Annotated in this window: 29 protein-coding genes and 1 riboswitch; of the genes, 14 read left to right on the top strand and 15 right to left on the bottom strand. The window is 44.4% G+C overall.

Annotated features, from left to right (window positions below; all coding sequences use genetic code 11):
• The first annotated feature begins 1 nt into the window (after window position 1).
• Genes dndD through HFA01_RS03275 form a run of 3 tightly spaced genes read left to right on the top strand, consistent with a single transcriptional unit; the run spans window position 2 to window position 3,534 of the window.
• Window positions 2-2,008 (top strand): DNA sulfur modification protein DndD, encoded by a 2,007-nt coding sequence (dndD, locus tag HFA01_RS03285; protein WP_146813140.1) that lies wholly within the window; start codon window positions 2-4, stop codon window positions 2,006-2,008.
• Entirely contained in the window at window positions 2,008-2,370 is a 363-nt protein-coding gene (locus HFA01_RS03280; protein WP_146813139.1) for a hypothetical protein, read from the top strand. The genes dndD and HFA01_RS03280 overlap by 1 nt, the downstream gene beginning before the upstream one ends.
• 57 nt (window positions 2,371-2,427) lie before the next feature.
• On the top strand, window positions 2,428-3,534 hold the full coding sequence (locus HFA01_RS03275) for a hypothetical protein (RefSeq protein ID WP_146813138.1): 1,107 nt from the start codon (window positions 2,428-2,430) through the stop codon (window positions 3,532-3,534).
• A gap of 76 nt (window positions 3,535-3,610) precedes the next feature.
• Here HFA01_RS03275 and HFA01_RS03270 read toward each other — a convergent pair whose 3' ends face one another.
• The 6 genes from HFA01_RS03270 to HFA01_RS03245 all read right to left on the bottom strand — a co-directional run bounded on the left by HFA01_RS03270 (window position 3,611) and on the right by HFA01_RS03245 (window position 8,502).
• Window positions 3,611-4,348 carry an Rv1352/Rv1906c domain-containing protein gene (locus HFA01_RS03270; RefSeq protein WP_146813137.1) on the bottom strand — a complete coding sequence of 246 codons (738 nt, stop codon included), beginning with the start codon at window positions 4,346-4,348 and terminating at the stop codon, window positions 3,611-3,613.
• 81 nt (window positions 4,349-4,429) lie between these two features.
• Window positions 4,430-5,416 (bottom strand): helix-turn-helix transcriptional regulator, encoded by a 987-nt coding sequence (locus tag HFA01_RS03265; protein ID WP_146813136.1) that lies wholly within the window; start codon window positions 5,414-5,416, stop codon window positions 4,430-4,432.
• A 197-nt stretch (window positions 5,417-5,613) separates the two neighbouring features.
• Complete coding sequence (dnaB, locus tag HFA01_RS03260; RefSeq protein WP_146813135.1) at window positions 5,614-6,852, bottom strand: replicative DNA helicase; 1,239 nt, start codon at window positions 6,850-6,852, stop codon at window positions 5,614-5,616.
• Window positions 6,842-7,174, bottom strand: a complete 333-nt coding sequence (locus HFA01_RS03255) for a replicative helicase loader/inhibitor (protein WP_146813134.1) — start codon at window positions 7,172-7,174, stop codon at window positions 6,842-6,844. The genes dnaB and HFA01_RS03255 overlap by 11 nt, the downstream gene beginning before the upstream one ends.
• Window positions 7,171-7,896 (bottom strand): DnaD domain protein, encoded by a 726-nt coding sequence (locus tag HFA01_RS03250; protein WP_146813133.1) that lies wholly within the window; start codon window positions 7,894-7,896, stop codon window positions 7,171-7,173. Before HFA01_RS03250 ends, HFA01_RS03255 begins: the two co-directional genes overlap by 4 nt.
• Before the next feature lie 387 nt (window positions 7,897-8,283).
• Window positions 8,284-8,502 (bottom strand): hypothetical protein, encoded by a 219-nt coding sequence (locus HFA01_RS03245; protein ID WP_146813132.1) that lies wholly within the window; start codon window positions 8,500-8,502, stop codon window positions 8,284-8,286.
• A gap of 439 nt (window positions 8,503-8,941) precedes the next feature.
• Here HFA01_RS03245 and HFA01_RS03240 point away from each other — a divergent pair, with 439 nt between their 5' ends.
• On the top strand, window positions 8,942-9,130 hold the full coding sequence (locus HFA01_RS03240) for a hypothetical protein (RefSeq protein WP_146813131.1): 189 nt from the start codon (window positions 8,942-8,944) through the stop codon (window positions 9,128-9,130).
• A 94-nt stretch (window positions 9,131-9,224) separates the two neighbouring features.
• On the opposite strand, the gene HFA01_RS03235 is transcribed toward HFA01_RS03240, so the two are convergent.
• From HFA01_RS03235 to HFA01_RS03225, 3 genes are all read right to left on the bottom strand, one after another.
• A complete protein-coding gene (locus tag HFA01_RS03235) occupies window positions 9,225-9,452 on the bottom strand; it encodes a WYL domain-containing protein (protein ID WP_146813130.1) in 228 nt (75 codons plus the stop codon).
• Window positions 9,453-9,761: 309 nt separating this feature from the next.
• Window positions 9,762-10,058, bottom strand: a complete 297-nt coding sequence (locus HFA01_RS03230) for a hypothetical protein (protein WP_146813129.1) — start codon at window positions 10,056-10,058, stop codon at window positions 9,762-9,764.
• A 459-nt stretch (window positions 10,059-10,517) separates the two neighbouring features.
• A complete protein-coding gene (locus HFA01_RS03225) occupies window positions 10,518-11,177 on the bottom strand; it encodes a carboxymuconolactone decarboxylase family protein (RefSeq protein ID WP_146813128.1) in 660 nt (219 codons plus the stop codon).
• A 183-nt stretch (window positions 11,178-11,360) separates the two neighbouring features.
• On the opposite strand from HFA01_RS03225, the gene HFA01_RS19000 reads away from it, so the two are divergent.
• The gene (locus HFA01_RS19000; RefSeq protein WP_174787800.1) at window positions 11,361-11,519 is read left to right on the top strand and encodes a hypothetical protein; all 159 of its coding nucleotides are present in this window, start codon (window positions 11,361-11,363) and stop codon (window positions 11,517-11,519) included.
• On the top strand, window positions 11,516-11,812 hold the full coding sequence (locus tag HFA01_RS03215; protein WP_146813127.1) for a hypothetical protein: 297 nt from the start codon (window positions 11,516-11,518) through the stop codon (window positions 11,810-11,812). The genes HFA01_RS19000 and HFA01_RS03215 overlap by 4 nt, the downstream gene beginning before the upstream one ends.
• A gap of 5 nt (window positions 11,813-11,817) precedes the next feature.
• Here the strand turns inward: HFA01_RS03215 and HFA01_RS03210 are convergent, their stop codons facing one another.
• Entirely contained in the window at window positions 11,818-12,243 is a 426-nt protein-coding gene (locus tag HFA01_RS03210; protein WP_146813126.1) for an RDD family protein, read from the bottom strand.
• 274 nt (window positions 12,244-12,517) lie between these two features.
• Between HFA01_RS03210 and HFA01_RS03205 the strand changes: the two genes are divergently transcribed.
• From HFA01_RS03205 to HFA01_RS03180, 6 genes are all read left to right on the top strand, one after another.
• Window positions 12,518-13,039 (top strand): DUF420 domain-containing protein, encoded by a 522-nt coding sequence (locus HFA01_RS03205; RefSeq protein WP_146813125.1) that lies wholly within the window; start codon window positions 12,518-12,520, stop codon window positions 13,037-13,039.
• A 181-nt stretch (window positions 13,040-13,220) separates the two neighbouring features.
• The gene (locus HFA01_RS03200) at window positions 13,221-13,451 is read left to right on the top strand and encodes a hypothetical protein (protein WP_146813124.1); all 231 of its coding nucleotides are present in this window, start codon (window positions 13,221-13,223) and stop codon (window positions 13,449-13,451) included.
• Window positions 13,452-13,566: 115 nt separating this feature from the next.
• A riboswitch (TPP riboswitch) is annotated at window positions 13,567-13,669 on the top strand.
• Window positions 13,670-13,761: 92 nt separating this feature from the next.
• A complete protein-coding gene (locus tag HFA01_RS03195; protein ID WP_146813123.1) occupies window positions 13,762-14,364 on the top strand; it encodes a YkoF family thiamine/hydroxymethylpyrimidine-binding protein in 603 nt (200 codons plus the stop codon).
• Entirely contained in the window at window positions 14,361-14,939 is a 579-nt protein-coding gene (locus HFA01_RS03190) for an ECF transporter S component (RefSeq protein WP_146813122.1), read from the top strand. Before HFA01_RS03195 ends, HFA01_RS03190 begins: the two co-directional genes overlap by 4 nt.
• A complete protein-coding gene (locus tag HFA01_RS03185; protein WP_146813121.1) occupies window positions 14,936-16,558 on the top strand; it encodes an ABC transporter ATP-binding protein in 1,623 nt (540 codons plus the stop codon). The genes HFA01_RS03190 and HFA01_RS03185 overlap by 4 nt, the downstream gene beginning before the upstream one ends.
• On the top strand, window positions 16,545-17,324 hold the full coding sequence (locus HFA01_RS03180; RefSeq protein WP_146813120.1) for an energy-coupling factor transporter transmembrane component T family protein: 780 nt from the start codon (window positions 16,545-16,547) through the stop codon (window positions 17,322-17,324). The genes HFA01_RS03185 and HFA01_RS03180 overlap by 14 nt, the downstream gene beginning before the upstream one ends.
• A 102-nt stretch (window positions 17,325-17,426) precedes the next feature.
• Here the strand turns inward: HFA01_RS03180 and HFA01_RS03175 are convergent, their stop codons facing one another.
• On the bottom strand, window positions 17,427-18,692 hold the full coding sequence (locus HFA01_RS03175; protein WP_146813119.1) for an MDR family MFS transporter: 1,266 nt from the start codon (window positions 18,690-18,692) through the stop codon (window positions 17,427-17,429).
• Window positions 18,693-18,789: 97 nt separating this feature from the next.
• Here HFA01_RS03175 and HFA01_RS03170 point away from each other — a divergent pair, with 97 nt between their 5' ends.
• Entirely contained in the window at window positions 18,790-20,553 is a 1,764-nt protein-coding gene (locus HFA01_RS03170) for an ABC transporter substrate-binding protein (RefSeq protein WP_146813118.1), read from the top strand.
• Window positions 20,554-20,605: 52 nt separating this feature from the next.
• Here the strand turns inward: HFA01_RS03170 and HFA01_RS03165 are convergent, their stop codons facing one another.
• Window positions 20,606-20,968 carry an ASCH domain-containing protein gene (locus tag HFA01_RS03165; protein ID WP_146813117.1) on the bottom strand — a complete coding sequence of 121 codons (363 nt, stop codon included), beginning with the start codon at window positions 20,966-20,968 and terminating at the stop codon, window positions 20,606-20,608.
• A 226-nt stretch (window positions 20,969-21,194) separates the two neighbouring features.
• On the opposite strand from HFA01_RS03165, the gene HFA01_RS03160 reads away from it, so the two are divergent.
• Window positions 21,195-21,737 (top strand): hypothetical protein, encoded by a 543-nt coding sequence (locus tag HFA01_RS03160; RefSeq protein WP_146813116.1) that lies wholly within the window; start codon window positions 21,195-21,197, stop codon window positions 21,735-21,737.
• 144 nt (window positions 21,738-21,881) lie between these two features.
• On the opposite strand, the gene HFA01_RS03155 is transcribed toward HFA01_RS03160, so the two are convergent.
• From HFA01_RS03155 to HFA01_RS03145, 3 genes are read right to left on the bottom strand one after another with little or no spacing between them, the layout of a single operon-like run.
• The gene (locus HFA01_RS03155; protein WP_146813115.1) at window positions 21,882-22,403 is read right to left on the bottom strand and encodes a GNAT family N-acetyltransferase; all 522 of its coding nucleotides are present in this window, start codon (window positions 22,401-22,403) and stop codon (window positions 21,882-21,884) included.
• Between the two features lie 49 nt (window positions 22,404-22,452).
• Entirely contained in the window at window positions 22,453-22,728 is a 276-nt protein-coding gene (locus tag HFA01_RS03150; protein ID WP_146813114.1) for a hypothetical protein, read from the bottom strand.
• A 4-nt stretch (window positions 22,729-22,732) separates the two neighbouring features.
• Window positions 22,733-23,206, bottom strand: a complete 474-nt coding sequence (locus tag HFA01_RS03145; RefSeq protein WP_146813113.1) for a GNAT family N-acetyltransferase — start codon at window positions 23,204-23,206, stop codon at window positions 22,733-22,735.
• Between the last annotated feature and the right edge of the window lie 6 nt (window positions 23,207-23,212).

Here is a 23,212-nt window from a genome sequence, read left to right as displayed (position 1 = left end):
CATGAGATTAAAACAAATTGTTTTTGAAAATTACAAAACATATTACGGGTTACAAGAAATAGATTTATCAATTACCGAGGAAGATAAAAAGCACAATCGCAATGTTATCCTCTTAGGAGGATTAAATGGTGCTGGAAAAACCACTATACTTAAAGCTATTCGCTATATTCTTTTTGGACAAAGAGGTATCACTAAGGTTGAATATGATCGCTTAATGGCAAACACAATAAATAACACTTATTTTGATGAGGGTGGTAGAGAATGCTTTATATCCTTAACACTTGAAATGGATACAGGTGAAGAATGGAAATTAAAGGTGAACTGGCTCTTTGATAAACAGAAGCAGTTAGTAGCTGAAGATCGTAGCATTGAGGTGAAAAAACCGGGGTCGACTACAAGAAAAAAGATGAACGTAACAGACCTAGCCTCATTCAATCGTTTTATAGATCGCATTATCCCCTATAATGCTGCTCCTTTCTTCATCTTCGATGGTGAAGAAATTAAAGATTTAATAACTAAACAAAACAGCTCTGAGATGAAAGAGGCTATTCATAAAATTACAGGTTTGGACAGCTATAAGCTACTCTTAAATGACCTGGAATCCCTAGAATCTCAGTTATATAAAAAGCTATCATCAGCCACTAATAAAACCACTTTAGATCAGTACAAAAATGAATTAGATAAAACAGAAAAAGAAATAGATAAATATGAAAATTTCATACAAAAAACAAGAAAAGAAATACAAGAAATAGAAAATAGAATTACTGAAACCACGGAAAAGCGGAACGATAAAATATCCAGAAATTCTAGATCCAGGGAAAAGTTAGTAAGAAAACAGTCTGAAATCCAAACTAGATTACAGCTTGAACAAGAAGAATTTGAAAAAAAATATAAAGAAAATATCCTTAGTATCATTCTATCTGATCAGATCAGTGAACTAAAAAAGGCAATTAAGTTAGAAAAAGATGAACGAAACAAAAAAATATTACGAGAGAATTCTCTTGAGCCTTATAACGAATTTATAAATCAACTATTAAGTAAGGAAATCAATCCACCGTTAACAAATCAACAATTAACACAAATTAAATCAATTGGAGAGAAAATATGGCTTAACGAAGAGGAAAGTGTCAGCCATAAATCCAGAGAATTACATGATTTGTCTACTAAAGAGGAAAATACATTGATCAATATACCTATATTAAAGGCGGATCAATTAGTAAAGATGAAAACAGCAATATCAGACCTAGAAAACAAGTATGAACAATTAGAGTCCGAAATTCAATCTGCTCCTGAGTCTGTTGAAATTGATGAGGAAACAAAATTATTAGCCCAGCTTCAAGAACAAAAAGGTGTTTTAAATTCTAAAGTTAGAACAGCATTCAAAAAACTAACTCCCTTGAAGGAAAAATTAACCAACACAAGAAATAAATTAACTAGACTCTCAGCAAATGACGTTTCTTCTGAAGACTTGAACACTAAACTTGATTACGTTAAACGCACCAAGGAATTTTCAGACGAATTTCTATTAAAAGCAACTAAGTTAAAAGCTGAAATGATTAGAGAAGAATTTGAAAAAATGCTTAAAAAACTAATTAGAAAAACGGATGAATTCGGAGAAGTAATATTTGACATCGAAAATTATTCTATTCGTTTGTATAACGAACGCGGGCAAGAAGTAAGTATATTAGACCGTTCTGCAGGAGAAATGCAAATGATTTCATCCGCTTTAATATGGGCACTTATTAAGGCATCAGATCTTGATTTACCTATGGTTATTGACACTCCACTTGGTCGACTAGATAGCATTCATAGAAACAGACTCATTGAAAATTATTACAAAGAATTATCTGATCAAGTTATTATTTTATCAACAGATACTGAAATCACTAAGGATTATGTTGATATGATGAAGAGTCACTCTGCTAAACAATACTTGTTAGATTACAATGAGGAACATAAATACACACTAATCAGAGAAGGCTATTTTGAACTTGTGGAGGTGAACTAATGGCCAATAAAAAAATGAACTTATCTTATGAAGGAAAGCAACTATTAGAGAATACAATAGATTCATTGGACTTGGAGCGAGCCACAGTTATAAAAATTGCCCTGGCCAAAGGAATTTCTGCAAAAGACGCATTTGAGTTTGATTCTACGTCTACTCCTAAATGGACGATACCTGATGGATTAATCAAAGACACTGAATATCTTATGTTTAAACATCTAATCATTGAAAAAGAGAAAAAGACTTTGGACGATCTAGAAATTCAAAACTATTTTCTTAAATATATAGAAAAAGGCATAAGAATATTAAACATGAATATTAATAATAAAAACAGTTTAGAAGACACTCGTTTTGTAATAATATGAACGATTACCTGAAGGATCCCAATATCCTTCAGGTTAATTAATATAGAGGTGAATAATATGGATGATTTAGTTAATCAAATTGAAAAGTATTTGAACAATAAAACGAATCAATCTCAAAATGAGACTAATAACTACACTAATGGAGATGGAATTTTACATAAAAAAGAAGAATCAAATGACAGTTTAGAACGTTTACCACATCTTTTAGAAGAGAATCCATATATACAATTGGATGAGATGGAAAGAAAGTTCAATCAACCTAAGAAAGATATTGAGACCTACTTGTTTAATAGAGGGTATCAATTTAACACTATAATCGAACAATGGACTATAAAAAATGATGAAAAAATCCTGCAAGAAATATTAAGTCTCTTACTTGGAGGGTTAACTTTATATGATATATCAGGAAATTTTTTCAAGAACAATAAAAAAAGAATTGAGTTTATAGACAAAGTCGAAACATTTTTAAAGAGTGAGAATTACGTACCGATTCAGAATAAACGAAAATGGATAAAAGAAAAGGAGCTCGCTGTTAAATACGTGGAACAAATTAATAATGGGCTTAGCATGAAGGATTTAGCAAAGGAATATAAGATTCAGCCTACCCATATCCGATTTACCCTTAAAAAACACAATTATCGATATGACCACTTAGTTGATAAGTGGACTAAAACAAGTGAATATGTATTGTTACAGAAATTAATAAGGGACTACGTTGATTCAGGTTTGAGTATCGAACATTTTTCATCCAGTAAACAGATCAATCAAAAAAAATGGATTGAGAAATTAAAACAGCATAATTTATATGAATACGTTGCTCAAACCACTCCTAAGAGTGCGAGTGAGGAAAGTAAGACAGCTACCACACCTCCTAAAACAGAGAATATGGAAAGTGAAAATGTTAGTCAAACCCAGCTGCAAAGTACACCTTTTGAATTAAATGATGGTAATTTCTTAAGTTTATTCAGTTCTAAGGAAATTGAAATACTAAAAGAAATTATTAAGGAGTACAAAGAACAACAGAATAATAATGAACATAAAAGCCGTATTTCCTTTACGTTAAATGATAAAAATATCGAAAGATTGAATGATCTATCGGATCTTAAGAAAATAAATAGGTCAGTCTTAGTAGATCAAATATTATCAAAATTTTTCGAGCAATAAAAATCCAGTCAAGGTTTTTCTTGACTGGATTCTCTTCACATATTAACTACTCAAAATATAACGAATGTCCCTTTATTTATTCAACCTTCGTCCACTCACCATTCCCCCACGTTTGGAAACCACGATCAGATTCTTGTATCTCTACAATCGAAGAACCACCAGGGTTATCATTCGCGATGATGGTATCAAGCTCTCCACTGAACCCGCTCAATCGAGCCCAGTAGCCTCCTCCACTTTCACTCTTGTACGTCCCCGGTTTGATGTCTTTTCCAACCAGGTACGTACCATCACCGAAGCTGGTTTGTGTTTCAGGTGCATAGCTGTCATCAATCAACGTCCAGCTGCCTGTACCCTGAGTACTGAAGGCGGTGTCGGATTCTTTCACTTCGACGTATTGCTGGCCTTGTGGGTTGCCATTCGCGATGATGTCGTCGAATTCACCGCTGAATCCTGCAAGCCGCTCCCAGTAGTACACGGACCCTTCTGATTTATAGAGGCCTGGTTCGATGTCCGTTCCGACTTCGTGCATGCCTGTAGAGACTTTTACGGTATCCTCTTCTGGAGGTGCTTCTTCTTCCTTCTCTTCCACGGTCGATTCTTCGGCTTCCTCTTCAGCAGGTGCTTCACTTTCTTCTGTTGAGATTTCTTCGGTTTCTGCGCTAGCCGCTTCCACTTCCTCGACTGGCGTCTCTTCCGGTTCTGCTTCTGCCTGGTCCTGTTCTTCTCCTCCGCCTTGAGCTCCCGCGAAAACGACGAGAATCACGACTCCCCAGAACCACCATTTTTTGATAAAGCTTTTCTTCTGTTTTGCCATGTGTTTGTTCCTCCTTGATTTGTGTTAACTCAAGGATAACGGATGGGGTGATCAAAAATTTGCACTCCCAACACATGTTCTCTATTCATACTGCTTGGACATCTTTTGCACTTCTTCTTTCACTTGTGCGACGAGGGATTCTGGTGAGACGACTTTCGCTTTGTGGCCCCAGGTGAGGATCCAACCCATGAGGCCGATGCTCATTTTCGCCTTCGTAGATAGAAGGAACCGGTCGTCACTGATCGCTTTTATGGAGGCGTCCTTTCCGAAACGGTCGAGGACGACGTTCAGGAGGCTTGCATCGAATTCAATTTTGATCCACGCATTCTCCCCTGCGAACATGTGGAAGCTTTGGTCGACGTATTCTTTGACAAGGAAATCCTGCTTCCGTTTGAAACGTTCTTCCGATATTTCGATGTTCCGCATACGGTCCAAGCGGTAGTGGCGCATCTCCCCGTTTCCGCGGAACCTTCCGATCAGATAATAGAAATCGTTCTGCCAGATGAGCGCGTAGGGTTCGACATGATATGTATCGCCGTTCCGGTGGTATTCGAACTCTTTGTCCATATTGTATTTTCCGTACTGGTAACGGAGCACCTTCTGTTCTGAGATCGCCCTGTGGACATTGTCGATGCTCAATTTGACGAGTTCATAATCGTCATTCGCGGACTGGGAGTAGAGCAGCGGGTCCGGGAGCGTCTTCGCGATATGTCTGCTCGTCAGCTGCTTGTTCCGTTCAATCAAATCCTTCTTCTCTTTTTCGGTGATGAACTTCGCTGATAGGATGGCGTCATTGATGAGCCTCAGCTGATAAGTCTCGAAGACGCGGTCCTGATAGCTGTAATACACTTTACCGAAACGTCCGGTATTCCGGATGATTTCAATTCCCGCTTCTTCGAGCACGTCCATATCACGCTTGAGCGTACGGGCATCGAATTTCGCTTCTGGTCCGAAGTAGAGCTTCAGTTTTTCACAGATTTCCTGGATACTCAGTTCATGGTGTTCATCCGTCTCTTCGAAAAGGATATCTCTCAGTTTGAGTAATCGTGTGTTGTTGTTCAATTCCATGATACGGCCTCCCCTATTTCGAATCTCCTTCCAGTATAATACAGGAAGGAGCCGGAATAAATGGAGTTTTCTTGATATGTATAGAACTGTAATGGATTGAACGGAGCTTGTAACAAATGGAATTTTCTCTAGAAGATAATGCTTACGGTCATCTGAACAATGGTAGTCATTTTATTTTATGACTCACCGAATACAAATCAGGCGAACCGCCCGAACTCCTTTTGAAACCCTAACATCACCGTACCCACTGGACCATTTCTCTGCTTCCTCAAAATCACCTCCACCACATCACTGCCTTCCTGCGAATAGTAATCATCGCGGTACAAGAAGCTGATGACGTCAGCGTCCTGTTCGATGTTACCGGATTCCCTCAAGTCAGACATCATCGGGCGTTTGTCTTGTCGCTGTTCGACGCTTCGGGAGAGTTGGGAAAGGAGGATGATCGGGATGTTGAGTTCACGGGCGAGGAGTTTCAATTCGCGGGTGATGGCGCCGACTTCAAGGTCGCGGCGTTCATAGCGGCCTTTGGCGTTCATCAACTGCAAGTAATCGATGATGATGAGGTGATCATGGTCGGGGGCGGAAGCTACGGAGGCTCTGATTTTTGAGGTGATGTCCTGAACGGTTTGTTGGCGCTCGTGAATGGACAGGTTCCACTCGGCGATTTCCCCGATGGCATGGAAGGAACGTTTGTAGTCTTCAGCGGAGAAACACATGGAGCGCCACTTTTGCCCGTCGATGCGTGCTTCGGAAGAAATCATCCGCTGCAGCAGCTGCTTGGATCCCATTTCCAGACTGAACAGGTCTACGGCTCCTCCGTTTTTGCAATGGTTCATGGCGATATTCAAGGCGAAGGCGGTCTTCCCCATCGATGGTCGGGCAGCAACGATGATCAAATCGCCACGCTGCGCGCCTCCGGTCATTTTGTCATAGTCTTCGAATCCGGTGGATAAACCCGTCTGTTTGGGTGAGGAGATCATCTCCATGGCGATGTCATTGAGCTGCTCTTTCACCGTCTGTTCATTCGATTCCTGGTCCTGATCCATCAGGTGCAGCTGCTGTTTCAAGCCAAGCAGCGCATCAGCACTCGGATACTCGATGTATTTGATCGCCGACTGTCTCATTTGCTGGTTCATGTAGGATTCAACGAGGAGTTTTTCATAGAAGTGATAGTTCTCGGTTGTCGGGACGGATTCGGCCAGCCCGAGCAAGTAGCTCACTCCCCCCACCTGGGCGATCTCTTCTCCGAGACTCGTTGTTACGGTTACCATATCCACTGGTGTTTCTTGGTTGTCCACCTGCTGCATTGCTAAGAAAATGCGTCGATGGTCGTGTCGGGAGAAATGCTCAGGAGCGAGCGTGGTCTGCTTGATTTTCTCCCCGTCCACGAGAAAAATACCTAACACGGCTTGTTCAGTCTGTAGATTATGACTCATGGGACTTCTCCTCTGCGAGTGTTCGGAGCTTATCCATGAACCGCTGGCGGATCTCATCAGATACTTCCGCTGCTTCCGCCTCCCACACTTTCATCTGCTCCAAGTGAGGATTTCCCTCGGGTTCATAGACAGCGATTTCTCCGATGGTCGGCGGGAACGGACTACTTACGGCGAAATCGGAAAGCTTGGCCATCACCCCTTGATAATCCATTTCTAAAAGCTTCGGAATCAACATATTCGCGACACGCTCGGTGATATCGAACTTTTGCGGATACAGTTCACTGATCGTCTCGAGCACCTCGATGGCTTCTTCTCTCTTCATATCTGTACCTCCTCTCTCAACTTATCGAACACGGATTTATTTTTCTCATGCTTTGAAGTGGTCCTCTTTTTCTTTTGATTCTTCTGGGCTCGTTCCGCTCCTCTCAGAGTACGGACGCCCGCTTGCTGCCACTGTTTCAGAATGCCTTCACAATAGCTGAAGAAACGCTTGTTGCTCTCAATCGCAAGCTTCATCGATTGGATGACGAGTTCATCAGACATCTCTTCACACCACTGAGTGATTTTTTCTGCGATGAACGGCGACAACGTCCCGATGTTGTTTTCGTAAAAATGGTGGGGATTCTCAGCTGGCGTTTCTACTACTTCTTCTTTTTCTTTAGTTTCGTTTTGTTTACTTAATGTGTTCGACTTGCCGGTATCGCTGCCGTTCGACTTGCCGCCACTGGTCTCCTCCACACTGTTGGTCTCGTTGTCCATTTCTTCATATAAAGGGAGGATCCGATAGATGGGAGCCTGGTTGCCTGGTCTCGAAGTGAACGTCACATACCCTTTCTCCACGAGTTCCTTGCGTGCTTTCCGAATGCTGCTCTCACTCAAGTTGGATTTCAGACAAAGGACGGTCATCGAAGCCGTGAATTCTTTTTTCCAACGGGATTTGTTATTCACATGCATGAGGCTATGCCAAAGGTTGATGGCGGCAGAAGTTAGAGGGTTAAATTCCTGGTGATCGTAGAAGGCGTTGATCGCTTTGATATAGTTCATTTGGATTCTCCTATTCTTATGGAAAGATGGAGGATTTGTGCATAAAAAAACACTTCCTCAATTCTATAATCGAAGGAAGTGTGTGTTTGGTGTCTATGAATTTGAAAGTTTTTTTATTTCTTTGGAACGATTTGTCTCTTCAAGGGTTTGTTGTTGATCTGGAAAGGATTTTTTCATTTAAAAAGGAATTGAATTTAAATTTTTCGAGCCCAATTTAGAGTTAGTTGAAGTGGGTGTAATACAGATGTGTTGTCATTTGAGTTAGAATCGGCTGATACTAACTCAAATGTACTTGCTCCATAATGTCCTTTGGTTGTCTCAACCTCAATTATTCCTTCTTCTTTGAGCTGCTTTATTACGCAAATGCTAGATTTATTTATGAAAGAGTTAAAGATTCTTCATTCGTCTTATTCGTTCTGAAGGTGAGATATATTCTTTTTTCGGTCTATTAGATTTTACAAGATTATATTTTTCAAATACATATCTGTTTTCATCGGTAACGACGTGTTTCTTGTTTTTTAGTTCTTCAATAATTTTTTCCTGCTGTTTTATCATTTCTTTCTGGCATTCAATAACTTTCTCTTCGGGTTCTTGTCTTGAATTCATCAATAACCCTCCTTCGCAATTTGGGTGGAGGTCCGATCTGTGGGAATCCTTTTTTCTTGGGGTGGCTATATTTGTTTTTAATGTGTTCTTTGAGATTGTGGTTTTCACCCTGGTTCCTCTCCATAACATTCACCTCCTCTACCTCAAAAATCACTTCCGGTTTTACATCAAATTCTTTAATAATGTTGTATTTCCTTCTATTTTTCTTGGATTTTAACTTCCTTTAAAAGGGTTTAATTTTTTTCTTTAGTTCGATTCTATAAAAAAAAACCAATTCCTTCCTAAAGTAGAAATAAGGACACACACCAAACGTTGAAACGTTCGATTTATGTCCTCTATCTGGCTAATAGACCCTAAAAAAGACTCACTTTTATTAGGGCCATATAACCGATTAATAATTGAGTTATGGCTAAACCTACAGGTATGGAGGTGATTTACAATGGCAAAGAACCATAAAGAGGCAGGGACTGGGGCTGGACAAGGAAGAATGGAGCAGAATCCGAATTCAATGGTTGATCCACGTCAGTCCGGAACAGATCCCCAAAAAGTAAAGCAGGAAATTCAAAAGGATGTAAACGAAGGCATAGGCGCAATGACATCCCGTGAGGCGGGATCCATGAAAGACTAAAGAACCACTATTTTTGGGGTTCTTTTTCTATAAAGATCCCTCTCACCCTTTCATTAGAGCCCAAGGACATTTACCATATTTCGTTGACTTGATCTCAAAGCGTCTTTTTATACTGCCCCCTCTTTTTATAAGGGGTGACAGACAAAATATTGGCAAGCTTAAATGACCGGACCGTCTTACGGGTATAACAATAAGCCAAGATTGTCTCCTCTTTGATGGACACAACGCGGATGACCCTTTGTGAGATCTTCCCTTGATCAGCCATGTAGATGAGTTCCAGTTGCTGCTTCTCCTCTAAAGCCCTTCTCAATACTCCATTCATTGATGATCACTCCCTAAACATAAATACGAACACTTGTTCTAATTATGTATATGTTACCACAACTGTTTTAGAAGTAAACTGGTAAATGAAGGTCTTATAAGTGAGAACATCCAAGGGTTAGAAATCGCCATCTTTTAGAGTATTCCTGCTGTAAATAAGATTTTCGGGGACAGATAATGTGAACAGGTCCTAAACTGAATTCGCAAAATTTGAGGTGATGACCTGTGGAGTTCTGTGAAGAGGGCTAATACTTTGATATATACGCCCTGGCAAAGCCAGGGTCTTTTTCAGATCTGTGCTTTTTATCAGTTATTCATCCATTTCTCCGTTATCGTCATTACTGCCCCTTTTTTCAAAAGGTCGTTCAAGATCAATTTCCCGGTTACCAAAATCGATTTCCTGTTCCTCATGATCGATGATTGGATAATCTACGTCAGGCCTCGTATCCTCTCCGTTATCTCTGTCCAAGCGGTTTCTTTGATCGTCCTGGTCATAGCGGGTGGGTTGGTAATTCACATCTTCCGGTTCATTTGGTTCGTTGCCTACGCAACCATTTAAAACAGCTGCAATTAATATGCCTAATAAAATCGGTCCTTTGATTTTCATGCATTCACCTCCTGTTTCACCCCCTAATATTTACTAAAATCCATAAAATAAACCATGATAAATTGCTTTTCTAAAGGGAAAATAATCGTGGACTCTTTTATTAAATCCACTTCAAATGAATATGGCTTAAGAGGAAAATATTCACTAAGATTTATGGAATAAAAAAATCCCCACCCTTAAGTAAGGCGGGGATTGCTCTTTATGAACACTCATTAGTGAATTAGTTTCAATTATATTGACAGAACGGTTACATATTTAGCAGTTATTTTAAGGCATTCATAATTTAATAAATTTTAAATGGACCAGAGTGGGTTAAACCTTTTCGTCTTTCTCTATTTAGCCTTACTAAGTTTGACTAAAAAAAGAACCCAACATTCTATACGTTAATGGAGTTATAGTGCCTGCACACATCTACTTAACACTTAAGCGTCGTTGGGGTTATACACTTTTACAATCTCTTTATTCATCATCATATGCATTTAAAGCATTCACACTGTGAGCAATAGCCGAACCTGCTTTTAATGCCGTGGCAACAAAAATGGCTTCAGCTACCTCCTCTTTCGAAGCTCCCTGCTTCTTCGCACCTTTCGTATGAACATCGATGCAGTACGGACAGCCTGTGGTATGGGCGACCGCTACGGCAATGAGCTCTTTATCTTTAGCGGAAATCGCTCCCTCTTTCATCGATTGTTGATCAAAATCGACAAAGGCATGGAACGCACCTTCACTAAGATTGGAAAGTTCTTTAAGCCGGCTGAAGTAAGAGGCTTTGTATAAAGCATCGTCGCCTTTTTCATCGTATGTATTCAATGCATTCACACTGTGTGCGATGGATGAACCCGCTTTAAGTGCTGTCGCTACAAGGATTGCTTCTGAAACTTCCTCTTTTGTCGCTTCCTGTTTTTTCACATTTTTCACATGCACATCGATACAATATGGGCATCCCGTCACATGAGCAACCGCTACAGCGATTAATTCTTTTAATTTACCATCCAGTTTTCCTGGTTCAAGTGCTTTTTTATCGAACGCTACAAAAGCTTTGAAAGCTTCAGGTGCTAGATCCCCAAGTTCCGGCAGTCTCTCAAAATATGATTTTGCATAGAGTAGATCGTTTCCCATTGTCCTCTCTCCTTTGTATTCTTTAATCCATTACAATGATAAATTTTACCATTCCAAGGTTGCTTCGTAAATAAAGTGAGTGAATTTTCTGTCTTATTCTGAAAAAGAGATCTTAACGCTGAAACCTTGCTCATTTTCAAACGTATAGAGTAGAGAAAATAAACGAATCGGAGGATGTTAAAAATGGATTTTTCACTGGACGCCGTCATCCTGGCTGCAGGAATCGCCTTAGCCGGCTACTTCATCGGAAACGGACTGAAGAATATTGGACAAAGAAATCCCATGGATGAGTACTTGGATCAAACCATTAGCGAACATACAAAAAAGGGGGAAGAAAAATGATGTTTGTAGGGCTTTTTTTGACCCCGATCTTTTTAGTAGCGCTCGTTTATCTATTACGCTTTACCTGGGGGAAGAAGGGAAAAACGGAGGAAGGAAAGGCCGTGCTGAACGCTTCCTATGCAAAAGCGGCACCAATCTTCCCGATCGGCTGGCTCGCCATTGAACTTTATCATGACTGGATCCAGTCCCTATCCTTTTCTGCTTACCGTGATGCGATTTGGATCCTTGTGTTGATCACATTCATTGCTATAGGGGCAAGCCTGTTCCGATACCGGAAAGCAGTGGTAGCGTGAGCCTCTTATTCCAACGGAGGCTCTTTCCATTTAATCGTCGTAAAGGAGACGATCTCACTCCACCCTCTCCCTTTCGAATCCATCAAACCGGTGACGAAGGAAATCCAATACCACATTCCCTGTGTAAGGATGACCGGGCCGAACCCCAGGATGACACGGATGAGAATCTGCATGATGGTCGGCGGCTTCCCTGCATTCGTTTCGATGGTCAGATGCGTCAACAGCATGCCGATCGTCCTCCCTTTCGCAAACAGCGGGATGAGAATGAGCAGCGAGACATGGATGATGATGAACGCTTTCCAAAAGATGGGGTTCGGATCGAAGCCGCGCCCTGTGTTCTGCGTTTCTGTATAGAGGATGGCGAGGAATCCGGATAGGATGAGTTCAAGTCCTGTGCCTATGAATCTGAGGAACAAGTTTCTTTCAGACATCGAAATCCCTCCTTTCTGTGTAATATCCTATGGGTTTTCGTCGTCATCGGTTTGCCTATTCACCCAGGACGACGAAAAAGAGATGGAGCTTTTGCCCCATCTCTTTTTCCATGCCTTTCATAATTGTCTTGGTTATATGTGGGTTTACCCTTAGATTTAAATTCCAATATGCTCGTTCGACAAATTGTGCGTTTTCTGTCATAGCATTCTTCCCTCACATTCTTTATACTTAACTAGGATTCTATATAAAGAGCTTTGAGAAAGGATCGATACCATGAAAAAATTCAATTACGTCCCATGGGTCGTGGGACTTTCCATCGCCATCAACCTCATCGTTGTGGCCTTATTGTTTTTACCGAAAGTTGACGGGGATCTCGGATTCAACATCAAACTCCTTCCCCTCCTGAATGCCGTCTTGAATTCCTTTACGTTCGTTTTCCTGTTGGCTGCGCTGTTCATGATCATCAGGAAAAACGTCAAGTGGCACAAGCGCTTCATCTTCACTGCTTTCACGTCGACGGCGCTTTTCCTTGTTTCGTACCTGACGTACCATTCGATGGCGGAGTCGACGTCTTTCGGTGGTGAAGGGATCGTTGCCGGCATCTATTATTTCATTTTGATCACCCATATCGTACTGGCTGCACTGATTGTGCCTCTCGCGCTGCTTACTTTGTTCCGCGGGCTTGCGATGAAAGTGGATAAGCACCGGAAAATTGCGCGGTGGACGATGCCTTTATGGCTGTATGTCAGTCTCACTGGAGTCATCGTCTACTTGATGATCTCCCCTTATTATTGATAAAAGATCAGGCGCGGCGATGCGCCTGTTTTTTTTCGAAAATCTTTGTTTCCTTTCTGACTCTTATTATAGTAGAATAACAGTTAGAAGAAAGTCGCCAAGTTATTTCAACGATTGATGTTTCAAATTTTGTTATTCAGGGAAAATTTACTGTTCAAGGTCATATTATAAGGAGACTATTATGGATTTACTCCAATTTATGAAAAATGAAGGTTACACTTCGGCCAAGTTCTCCTCTTTGACTGGTGAAGATGTCCAATTGGTGTTGAATGATGTAGCTTCAACCGAGGACCTGTATCGACTCATGGATGTGACGCCGACCTCTGTCACTTATTATCCTTATGAACGCGTACCGTATATCGATTGTGTCATAGATCAGAATGTGATGAAGCTGCGCTTGTCGAAAGCCTAAGCATGGACCGGATTCGCCCCAGGGCAATCTGGTCTTTTTATTTTCTAGAAAAAGATGGTTTACAAATCTATGACTCTTCGCTACGATAAGAGCAACGTACAAGAACTGCATACGCGTTTTGCACTGGGGGAGCTGCTTGAAGCGGCTGAGAGGAGCTATTCCGACCCTTGGAACCCGAACTAGATAATACTAGCGTGGGGAAGTGCAGTCGTCATTCACAAGGACCTGACTGGTTCTTCCTTTATGATTGGTAGACTGCATTCCCGTGGGATGCAGTTTTTTTGTGCTCAAAAAAAAGGAGGAATGAGAAATGGAAAACAACTGTGGAAATTCAAGAATCGCGGGTTGCTCTTTTTCCGTACACCCGATGGCCGACGACTTCGTGGATTATATCAAGGCGAGCTTACGTGAGGTGGACAGCTCGAAAGTATGGATGAAGACGGATGACGTTACGACAACTGTGCGTGGCCGGATGGAGCACGTCTTCGATGTCACGGAAGCGATTCTATTACATATCGCGAAAACGGGCGTCCATGTCGCTTTTCAAGGAACGTTTTCCATCGGCTGCCCGGGAGATTCGTCCGGGGATGTCCATATGGATGAATCCGAGGAACGATTGAACAAGCCTCAATCCAAGAACATCGAACAGCGGGTCGCAGCGAAGTTCTCCCTGTATCCGATGGGTGGCGGCGATTATATGGACACGATCTACCGTCAAATACAAGCGATGAAAGAAAAAGGCGTCGAAGTCACACCCGCCCACTACTCCACCCGTCTCGATGGAGACACAAGCGACATTTTCACTGGACTTGAGGATGTCTTCAGAGAAACAGAAGCGAGCGGATCTTCTCACACCGTGATGACCGTGACGGTCTCCGCCAACAGCCCTTCCCATAAGGATGATCGCTCATGAACAGCTGGAAACTGAAAGAAATCGTCGTCATGTCCGTCCTTTCTGTCGTTTTTGCAGTCGTCTATCTGGCGTTCCTTCCGGTCGGGAAGATCCTCGTCGGCTTTTTCGGACCGATCGGCTATGACCTCATCTTCGGCATCTGGTGCATCGTATCGATCATCGCAGCTTACATCATCCGCAAACCCGGCGCCGCGTTTTTATCCGAAACAATTGCGGCCGCGGTCGAAGTGCTGCTCGGCAACGCCGTCGGTCCCATGCTCCTCGTTTCAGGGATGATCCAAGGGCTCGGGGCAGAGTCCGCCTTCGCGATGACGAGGTATAAGCGTTATGACCTGTTCACCCTCATGCTTGCCGGCGTGATGGCCGCTGTGTTCAGCTTCGTGTGGGGCTACTTCCTATCCGGTTATGCAGCCCTCAGCACAGGGTACGTCGCAGCCATGTTCATCGCCCGCATGATCAGCGGCGCCATCATCTCTGGTGTCGCAGGCAAAGCGCTCAGTGATGCCTTGGCGAAGACGGGTGTCCTTTCAAGCTTCGCTCTCGGAAAAGAACACCGAAGGAAGCATGCAGCATGAGTCAGGAAGTGATACGTGTCGAGGACCTCACCCTCCATTATGAGGAAAGACAGAAGCCTGTGCTGTCCCGTCTTGATTTTTCCATCGATGAAGGAGAAAACGTGCTGATCCTCGGTCCGAGCGGGTCGGGGAAAAGCTCCCTCACCCACTGCCTGAATGGCCTCTACCCGAGGGAACTGGACGGTTCCATGCAGGGAGAAGTCTATGTGAAAGGACGGAACACCGACTCCTATCCCGCCGGTGAAATGGCACAGAACGCGGGCGTCGTTTTCCAAGATCCAGAGACGCAGTTTTGCATGATCACGGTTGAAGATGAAGTGGCCTTCGGGCTTGAGAACTTGAATACCCCTTACGCGTCGATGGTAGAAAAAGTGGATACGGCTTTACGCTCCGTCGGGATGGAAGCATACAAAACGGCGAACATCTCCGAGCTTTCCGGCGGACAGAAGCAGAAAGTCGCGCTCGCCTGCATCCTCGCGATGGAGCCTGAGGTGCTGATCCTCGATGAACCGACAGCGAATTTGGATCCAGTGGCGCGGAAAGAATTCATCCAGCTTTTAGTGAGATTGAAAAAAGATCTGTCTTTCACCCTGATTGTCATTGAGCATAAGTTGGAAGGCTGGCTGGACTTGTTGGAACGAGTCCTCATCATTCATGAAGATGGGGGGCTTGCCTACGATGGTCCACTCCACGATCATTTGAAAACCTACGCCCGGGACATTCATGAAATGGGGATCCAGCTCCCTTATGCCACAAGGACAGCTCTGGAACAGGAATGGACGCCTCCCTACCCGCTGCACATAGGAGAAATGCCGGCTGTTGCTTTCCCAGAGAATCCTCCTGCGGAATCTGCTGGGAAGGTATTGTTGAAAGCAGAGGATGTGCACTGGAAGTCTATTTTGCAAAACATCCATGTCACTTTTCATGAAGGGGAATGGGTGGCGATCGTCGGGGAGAACGGGAGCGGGAAATCTTCCTTATCGAGAATCCTTGCGGGCATCCAGTCACCGACCAAGGGGACAGTTACCCTGCACGGACGCTCCCTGAAGAAATGGAAAGAGAATGAGATGCGCAAAGAGGTCGGGTATGTCTTTCAAAATCCGGAACACCAGTTCATTACAGATACGGTGTATGAGGAAGTCGCCTTCAGTCTCCGGCATGCCGGCATGAAAGAAGCGGAATGGACCGGGATCGTCGAAGAAACATTGAAGTTCTGCCGGTTGGACGGACTGGAGAATCAGCATCCCTTCCTTCTCAGTCAGGGACAGAAGCGGCGCTTGAGTGTCGCGACGATGATCGTCGAGGATCAGCAGATGCTTTTCCTTGATGAACCGACGTTCGGGCAGGATGAAATGTCGACCTCAGATTTGATGTCCCTCTTAAAAGAAAAACATGAAAACGGGACGACGATCGTGATGATCACGCATGACATGGAGCTCGTGGACAAATACGCGACAAGAGTGCTTGTCATGAACGAAGGCGAACTCCGCTTTGATGATCAGCCGAAGGAACTTTGGGCCCGTCCTGATTTGGTCGACCATCATCTGGAGCTGCCTCCAAGAGAACAATGGAAGCGTGCCGTTTTGAAGCGAGAGGAGCCTGCGTATGTTTCTTCATGACCTGAATCCGACGGTCAAAGCGCTGACGATCATCGGGGCCGTCTTCCTTCTCGCTTTCGTATTCGATCCGGTCACGCCTTTGCTCTACATCGGGTGGACCGTTCTTGTCACCTTCCTGTTCGGGACGTTCAAAAAAAGATACTACCTGTATTATTTCATTCCGTTCACCCTGTTCGCCTTCGGGATGTTTTGGACGACAATCGTCTTTTCGGACACCGCTACCGCCACTTCCGAAACCGTTTCATTCCTCGGGATGGAGTTTCCAACGGAAGACATCTGGACGGCGGCGGCTCTCGGTCTGAGGGTCCTTGCGTTTGCCAGTTTGTCGCTGCTGTTTTTGTTCACGACGAACATGGTCCATTTCATATTGAGCCTGATCCAACAGTTGAAGCTGCCACCGAAAATCGCTTACGGGGTGCTTGCCGGGTATCGTTTTTTGCCGATGTTGAAGACGGAATTCCAACAGATTCGTGCGGCGCACCGCATCCGCGGCGTCAACCGACCGGATTCGTGGAAGGAAAAACTGTTTCAGTACCAAAGGTTCGCGATTCCCCTCCTGGCCGGTGCGATACGGAAAGCGGAGCGGACGGCGATCGCGATGGAATCGAAAGGGTTCACCGGTGCGAAGGCACGCACGTTTTACCGTCCGATGAGAGTACGGCGGAAAGACTGGCTTTTTCCGGTGATGATGTTCGGAATGCTCGGGGTGACGATCGCGGTCTCACTCTATTTCGGTTACTTCTCCTGGTATGATGGACAACTTTAACATAAACCAGCCCCCGGCTTATCACCGGGGGCTGGTTGCTATTGCTCTCTTTTCCTTATAGACCTTCGAGGTTCGTAAGTGGAATACTATTGCGTGTACCCTTTAGGACCCACTCGCCTCAAGAACGATTTCTTCCGTCGACTTCCTGCGCCGGATCGCCATTCTGGAAAAATGAATACCTGCGAACACGAGCCCGACATAAAGCATAGCCATGCCGTACCCTCCGATGACATTTCCGATGATGATCCCTAGAGCACCGAGGACTTTTCCGAACTGAAAGACGAGTCCGTTGAAAGCCATATAGGCTCCCCGCCGCGTGTCATCGACGATATCAGCCAGGATGGACTGCCTTGTCGGAACATACAACAATTCCCCAACCGAAAGGACAATGACAGCAATGAAAAGTCCTGGGATATGATTGCTGAACGCGAGGAACGCATAGCCCAGCCCGAACAAGGCGAAACCGGCATACATGATCGGTTCTTCTTTCTTCCCTTTGATCCATTTTGAGAATAGGGATGTAAACAGGACGATAAATAAAGTGTTCGCCACCGTCAACAGGCTGAGCAGCCGGATGCCGTCCAGTTCAAATGAAAATAGAACGAAAAGATCCATCATGCTTGATGCGATGTCCTGCTCTAAACGGACGGAAATGAAATTGTTGCGCTGGAATTCGATCCCTAAGATCGCGATCCCGCCGATCGTGAACGCGAGGAACGGGACATCTTTCACGACGAGGCTGTAATTTTTCAACACCGGCTTCAGTCCGTACCCTTCCCTCACTTTCTCTTCGCTCACGACGTATGTGTCGGTGATCTTCGTATTTGTCATCCAGAGCGTCAACAAGCTGATGGCTAACAGGACGGCGATCAATTCGAACAGGTTCCTCTCGAAAAACCAGCCGCCGATCATGAGTCCGATCATCATCGACATGTTGATTGCCCAGTAGTTGATCGCATACATGAACGCCCGTGAATCTTTCGTACTTACATCGATGAGCATCGCCTCGGCCGCTGGGTTCACGAGTCCTCCGGCTATACCGATGAGCAGCAGCATGAAAAACGTCACCCAGGCGGATTGGAACCACGGAGAGTTTGCGAGGAACATGCCGATGAAAGCGACAAGCTTCAAGATCTCCCCTGTCACCATCAAGCGTTTCCGGCCAATGATATCCGCCAAGTACCCACCATAAAGACCCGTCAGGAACTGGGCAGCGACTTGAATCAGCAGCAGAACGCCCGCCACCGTCGCATTGATTTCTTTTGTAAAATAAATCGCCATGAATGGAAACACAGCTGCCCCTACGACCCGGCTTAGAAAGGATGTATAAATGCGGATCCGGATGTTTGGATGCAATTCTTTGAACATGTGACCTCCCCCTTTGCTCCCTCTATTATGAACTTTCCAAAAAGGGGTAAAAAGGGTACAATTTAGAAAAATCTGTCCCCTTTTAGGAGGTGTATCGATGCTTGATGAACGGTATTTTTCATTGAGGGCTCATCTGTATGAACGGGAAGAAGCCCAAACGATCGCGTTCAAGCTGCAGGAGCTTGAAGCTATTTGGTACTGCTCTCAAAAAAATGCGAAGAGAATTTTGAAAGAACTGGAAGCGAATGGAAAGCTGACGTACATTCCCGGAAAAGGACGCGGGAAACGGTCGACCCTCCTTTTTCCGAAACCGTTCCAAAAGGAAGTGGAGGACTTCGTCACCGCGTGTGTCGATCGGGACGAACTGGATGAAGCGGCCCACCTGCTGCGACTGCCGATCCCGAAGTCATGGATTGCCAAAGCATCCTATGATATCCGCAAAATGTTCAGCTACAGGGAGCAGAGCAGTCCGAAAGACGTGCTCCATGCTTTCATTGCACGATCGCTGACGACCCTCGACCCGCTGGAAGTTTCGATCACATTCGAAGCCCATATGATTGAACAGCTCGGGGATCCGCTGCTGAAATATGATGCGGAAAAAGATGAAGTCCGCCCCCACATTGCCCATCATGTAGAAGTTGACGACTCGTCCCGGACGTGGACGTTCCATTTACGAAAAGGGGTGCGCTTCCATACTGATGAAGAGCTGACGAGCGAGGATGTCCAATCCACGTTATGGAGAGCGATGAACACGGAAGCCTCCACATCCTGGCTGACGGAAGGGATCCGGAGCATCGATTGTCCGAGCCGTTATAAAGTCATCATTCATTTAGACAAACCCAATCCATTTTTCCCAAGATACATGGCGGCATCGAACCTGTGTATCCTCCCTTCCGGTACACCGTTCGATGAACAGGAGTGGATCGGAACCGGACCTTTTTATTTGAAGGAACGTACAGAGAACAAGCTCGTCCTCGCCGCCTTTGATGGATATTTTAAAGAGCGGCCATTGCTTGACGAGGTCCAATTTTTCAAAGTTTCCCAGGAAGCTGCGAGTATCATCAATTTCACGGTGGCAGACGGAGAAGACATGAACCCGGCTCAGAAGCACGAAATCGAAACCGGATTTCGCTTCCTGACGTTCAATTTTCATAAAAAGAACATCGTGCAGGATCCTTACTTCCGGGAAGCCGTCTATCACCTTCTGGATATCGAAAGGATGGCGGACGCTTTCGGTTGGCGCGCCTTTGGCGATGCGCCTGAATCGCCTGGTGATCATCAGTACGTGGAAGCCAGCAGCTTCGTGCCGAAACGATCCACCCACTTGGAGAAAAAGAGCGCATGGATTCCAGAGCTGTTGAAAAAATCCGGCTATTCGGGAGAACCGTTGAAGCTGTTTCACCTTGAATTTCCGAGTGCAGTGAAAGAGGCGGAGTGGCTCGAGGAAAGAGGAGCGGAATATGGCATCCATTTCGATCGTCACCCTTTCAACTTTTCCAATTTCTATGCCGAAGATATGGGCAAAGACGTGGATCTGATTTTCATGGGAGAAGTGTCATCGCTCGACCCGCACCTCTCCTTTTTAGGCGCTTTTTACAATAAGAACCTCTTCTTCCGGCGCTTTTTCCCGGAATGGGGATTGCAGTGGATCCATGACAAACTCGAGGATTTCAAAAGACAGGAATCGTATGAAGGACGAGAGCGCGTCATGGATGAGATTGAAACGTACATACGAGAACAGCACCTGTTGATTTTCCAATACCATCCCGTGAAAGTCCGCACGTTCCACCCGATGATCCAGGACGTCCGGTTTCAGTCGTTCGGTCACTTTGACTTTTCAAAAATATGGATTCCGCGATAAGCGAAAGCCCATCTCTCGTTGCGAGGGATGGGCTTTTGGGTTATGTAGGTATTCAAATTTCTTCTTTCATCGCTTTGTCCAAGTCGACCCAGATGACGGCTCCAAGCGGATGAGTATAAGGAATCGGTTCTTCATAAAGGACCGGGTTCTGAAGCACCCAGGCATAGGTCCGTTTATACGGCATCTGCTGACAATCCTCTTCTGGGATGCCGTGCAGGCCCGTGCTTTTCTCATACACTGGTGTTGTCAATGGCAGGCTGTCCGCGATCTCCACCGTTCCGAAAACTTGACTGGTGCCACTTTTGATTAATCCGATCGTCCCTCGCTGCTTGGTATTCGTGCCACGAATTTCCCATGTCTTTTCTCCATTCAAGATCATGTCGATCCATGGTTCTTTGATTAACAAACCTTTCATCTTCTGCCTCCTTTTTCATATGTGTTTCCCAAAGGATGTGATCATTCTTTTCAAGTCATCGTAGGGACCCTCTATCCTCTTTCCCAGCACTAATAAATACAGATCATACATGAGTAGAACAAGTGGAAGGTTTGCCATAAATGTTTTAGGGAAAAAGAACTATAAATGGATGTAAATTCCATTTTTGAAATCTTTTAAAGCGTCGTTCGCAAAGGGAGGAAGTCCGTTGAAGAAAATCTTCATGACTGTTGCTGTTTTCCTTTTTATAATTGGGTGTTCCAATGACGAAAATATCGATGCCACTCCTGAACAAGAAGACGAAAAACCACTGGAAGAACAAATCATTGAAGTGTTGGAAGAGAATGACTTCTTCCCGCCCGAAGATATCGTAGATTACGAAATCAAAGATGATTATATTTACGTCTTCATGCATTCTCAACTGAATGGATTAAGTTTAGCTCTCCTTAAGCACAACTCTGAGTCTCTGGAATGGCTCATGGGGGAAAAAGACATCGGGGACACGGCTTCTTTCGGTTATCGTGGAGAGGACGAGGCCTCCCCAATTGTTACGATTGCATTCGCAGAAGACCCGGCAATCAAAGATGTAAAGATTGAAGGTGAGTATGCCAAGCGGATTCAATTGACCCAGGAATTGACGGATGATTATTCCGTGGAAGTGAAGTACTGGATTCACTTCTCTGAAATGAGCGAGGTTTCTGAAGAAGATCTCGAGGACCTGCCATCAAAATCCGTCGAATACATCCGTTAACATTCCTTACTTTAGAAAATCCACTTTCATACAGTGACAAAAGAAACTTCCACACAGCATGGAAGTTTCTTTTTAGTTAGATCCTTTTAAACTCGGGAAATCAAGAAAATTTTCTGTAGAGTAACGGACTGAATTCACCGGCTTTCACGTTTCGATCCAGTACCTTTTCACAACATTCCCATCGTCCTCGATGAAATCATGGTCCTCTACCCCACCATTGTTCAGGATCGTCTTCATCGATCCGATGTTGACTTCATCACAGACAACGAGCGCACTCGAAATGCCGAGTTCCTTGGATTTTTCCAAGGACAAACGCAACAGTTCCGTCGCATAGCCTTTCCTGCGTTCAGACGGACGGATGCCGTAGCCGATGTGGCCGCCGGCATTTCTTAGTGGTTCAGTCAGGGCGTGACGGATATTCACGGCACCGATGACTTTGTTTTCTTGACTGACGAGCCAGTAGGTCGAACCGGGTACGAATCCTACAGGAAGATCGATCCCCTTGGCATCATTATGTAAGCCCTGGACCATGGCTTGAAAGTTTGTAGGATCTTTTTCAATCACCCATGGAATCATCGCTTCTCCACTGTCTTTCCATTCTTTATAAAAACAAAGGTAGGATTCTTCAAGTTCTATGGTAGGTTCAATCAGCTTCAATGGACTCATTTTTAAGCCTCCCTATTTCAAATGTTATGGATTTCGCCAGACTATAAGATTAAAAGCCTCTCATCACTTCTTTTCTTCTTTTGCAGCGCTGGCATTCTATGATTTCCCCGGGGCCATCTTCTTTCCAACTCACGCGTTGATATGTATGGAGGCCCAGCCTGCACCTTTTGCTACTTTCGTCCTTATCTATGAGAGCATGGATGATGAGAATCAGAACCCCCAACACCATCAGGGAAAGGACGAGAGAGGTATCCTGCATGCCAGAGAGGAGGAGCAAAGGCCCGGTTAGAACGAGAAGCGAACCTAGGATCTGCCACTTCCGCATACCATCAAATCTCCTTTTTCAATAAAAGTTCATCCACGATCGGGATGCCATGATTACCGATGGCCGGGATTTCCGGTTTGATTTTCCGTGCGCGCTGAACGGCATCGTGTAAGATTTCAGTCATACGGAATCCGCGTTTTTGAAAGAAAGCGAGAGCTCTTATATTGTCGTTCGTCGTAATGACTCGAAGGACAGAACAGCCCAGCCGCTTTGCTTCAGCTTCTACCGCCTGGATGAGCAATGTTCCGATGCCTTTGTTTTCTACCAGACTGTCGAGGGAGATGATTTCACACTCCCTCTCCTTCTTGATATAGGTGATTAACCCTAGGATTCTTTCATTTTCCAATGCTGCAAAGCCATCTAAATTTGTGCATTCATAAACACCGCTTGAGATGACCATCTTCGTTCCACCCCAATGGGTATGAAAAAAATCCACCTTGTCTGCGGTGGATAGGTGCTCCAAATTTAAGATTCTCATTTCTTT

It is taken from the genome of Halobacillus faecis (assembly GCF_007991335.1).
In the GTDB taxonomy this organism is placed as follows: domain Bacteria; phylum Bacillota; class Bacilli; order Bacillales; family Halobacillaceae; genus Halobacillus; species Halobacillus faecis.
The sequence above is the reverse complement of the archived record's forward strand: the minus strand, read 5'-3'. Positions and strand labels throughout refer to the sequence as shown.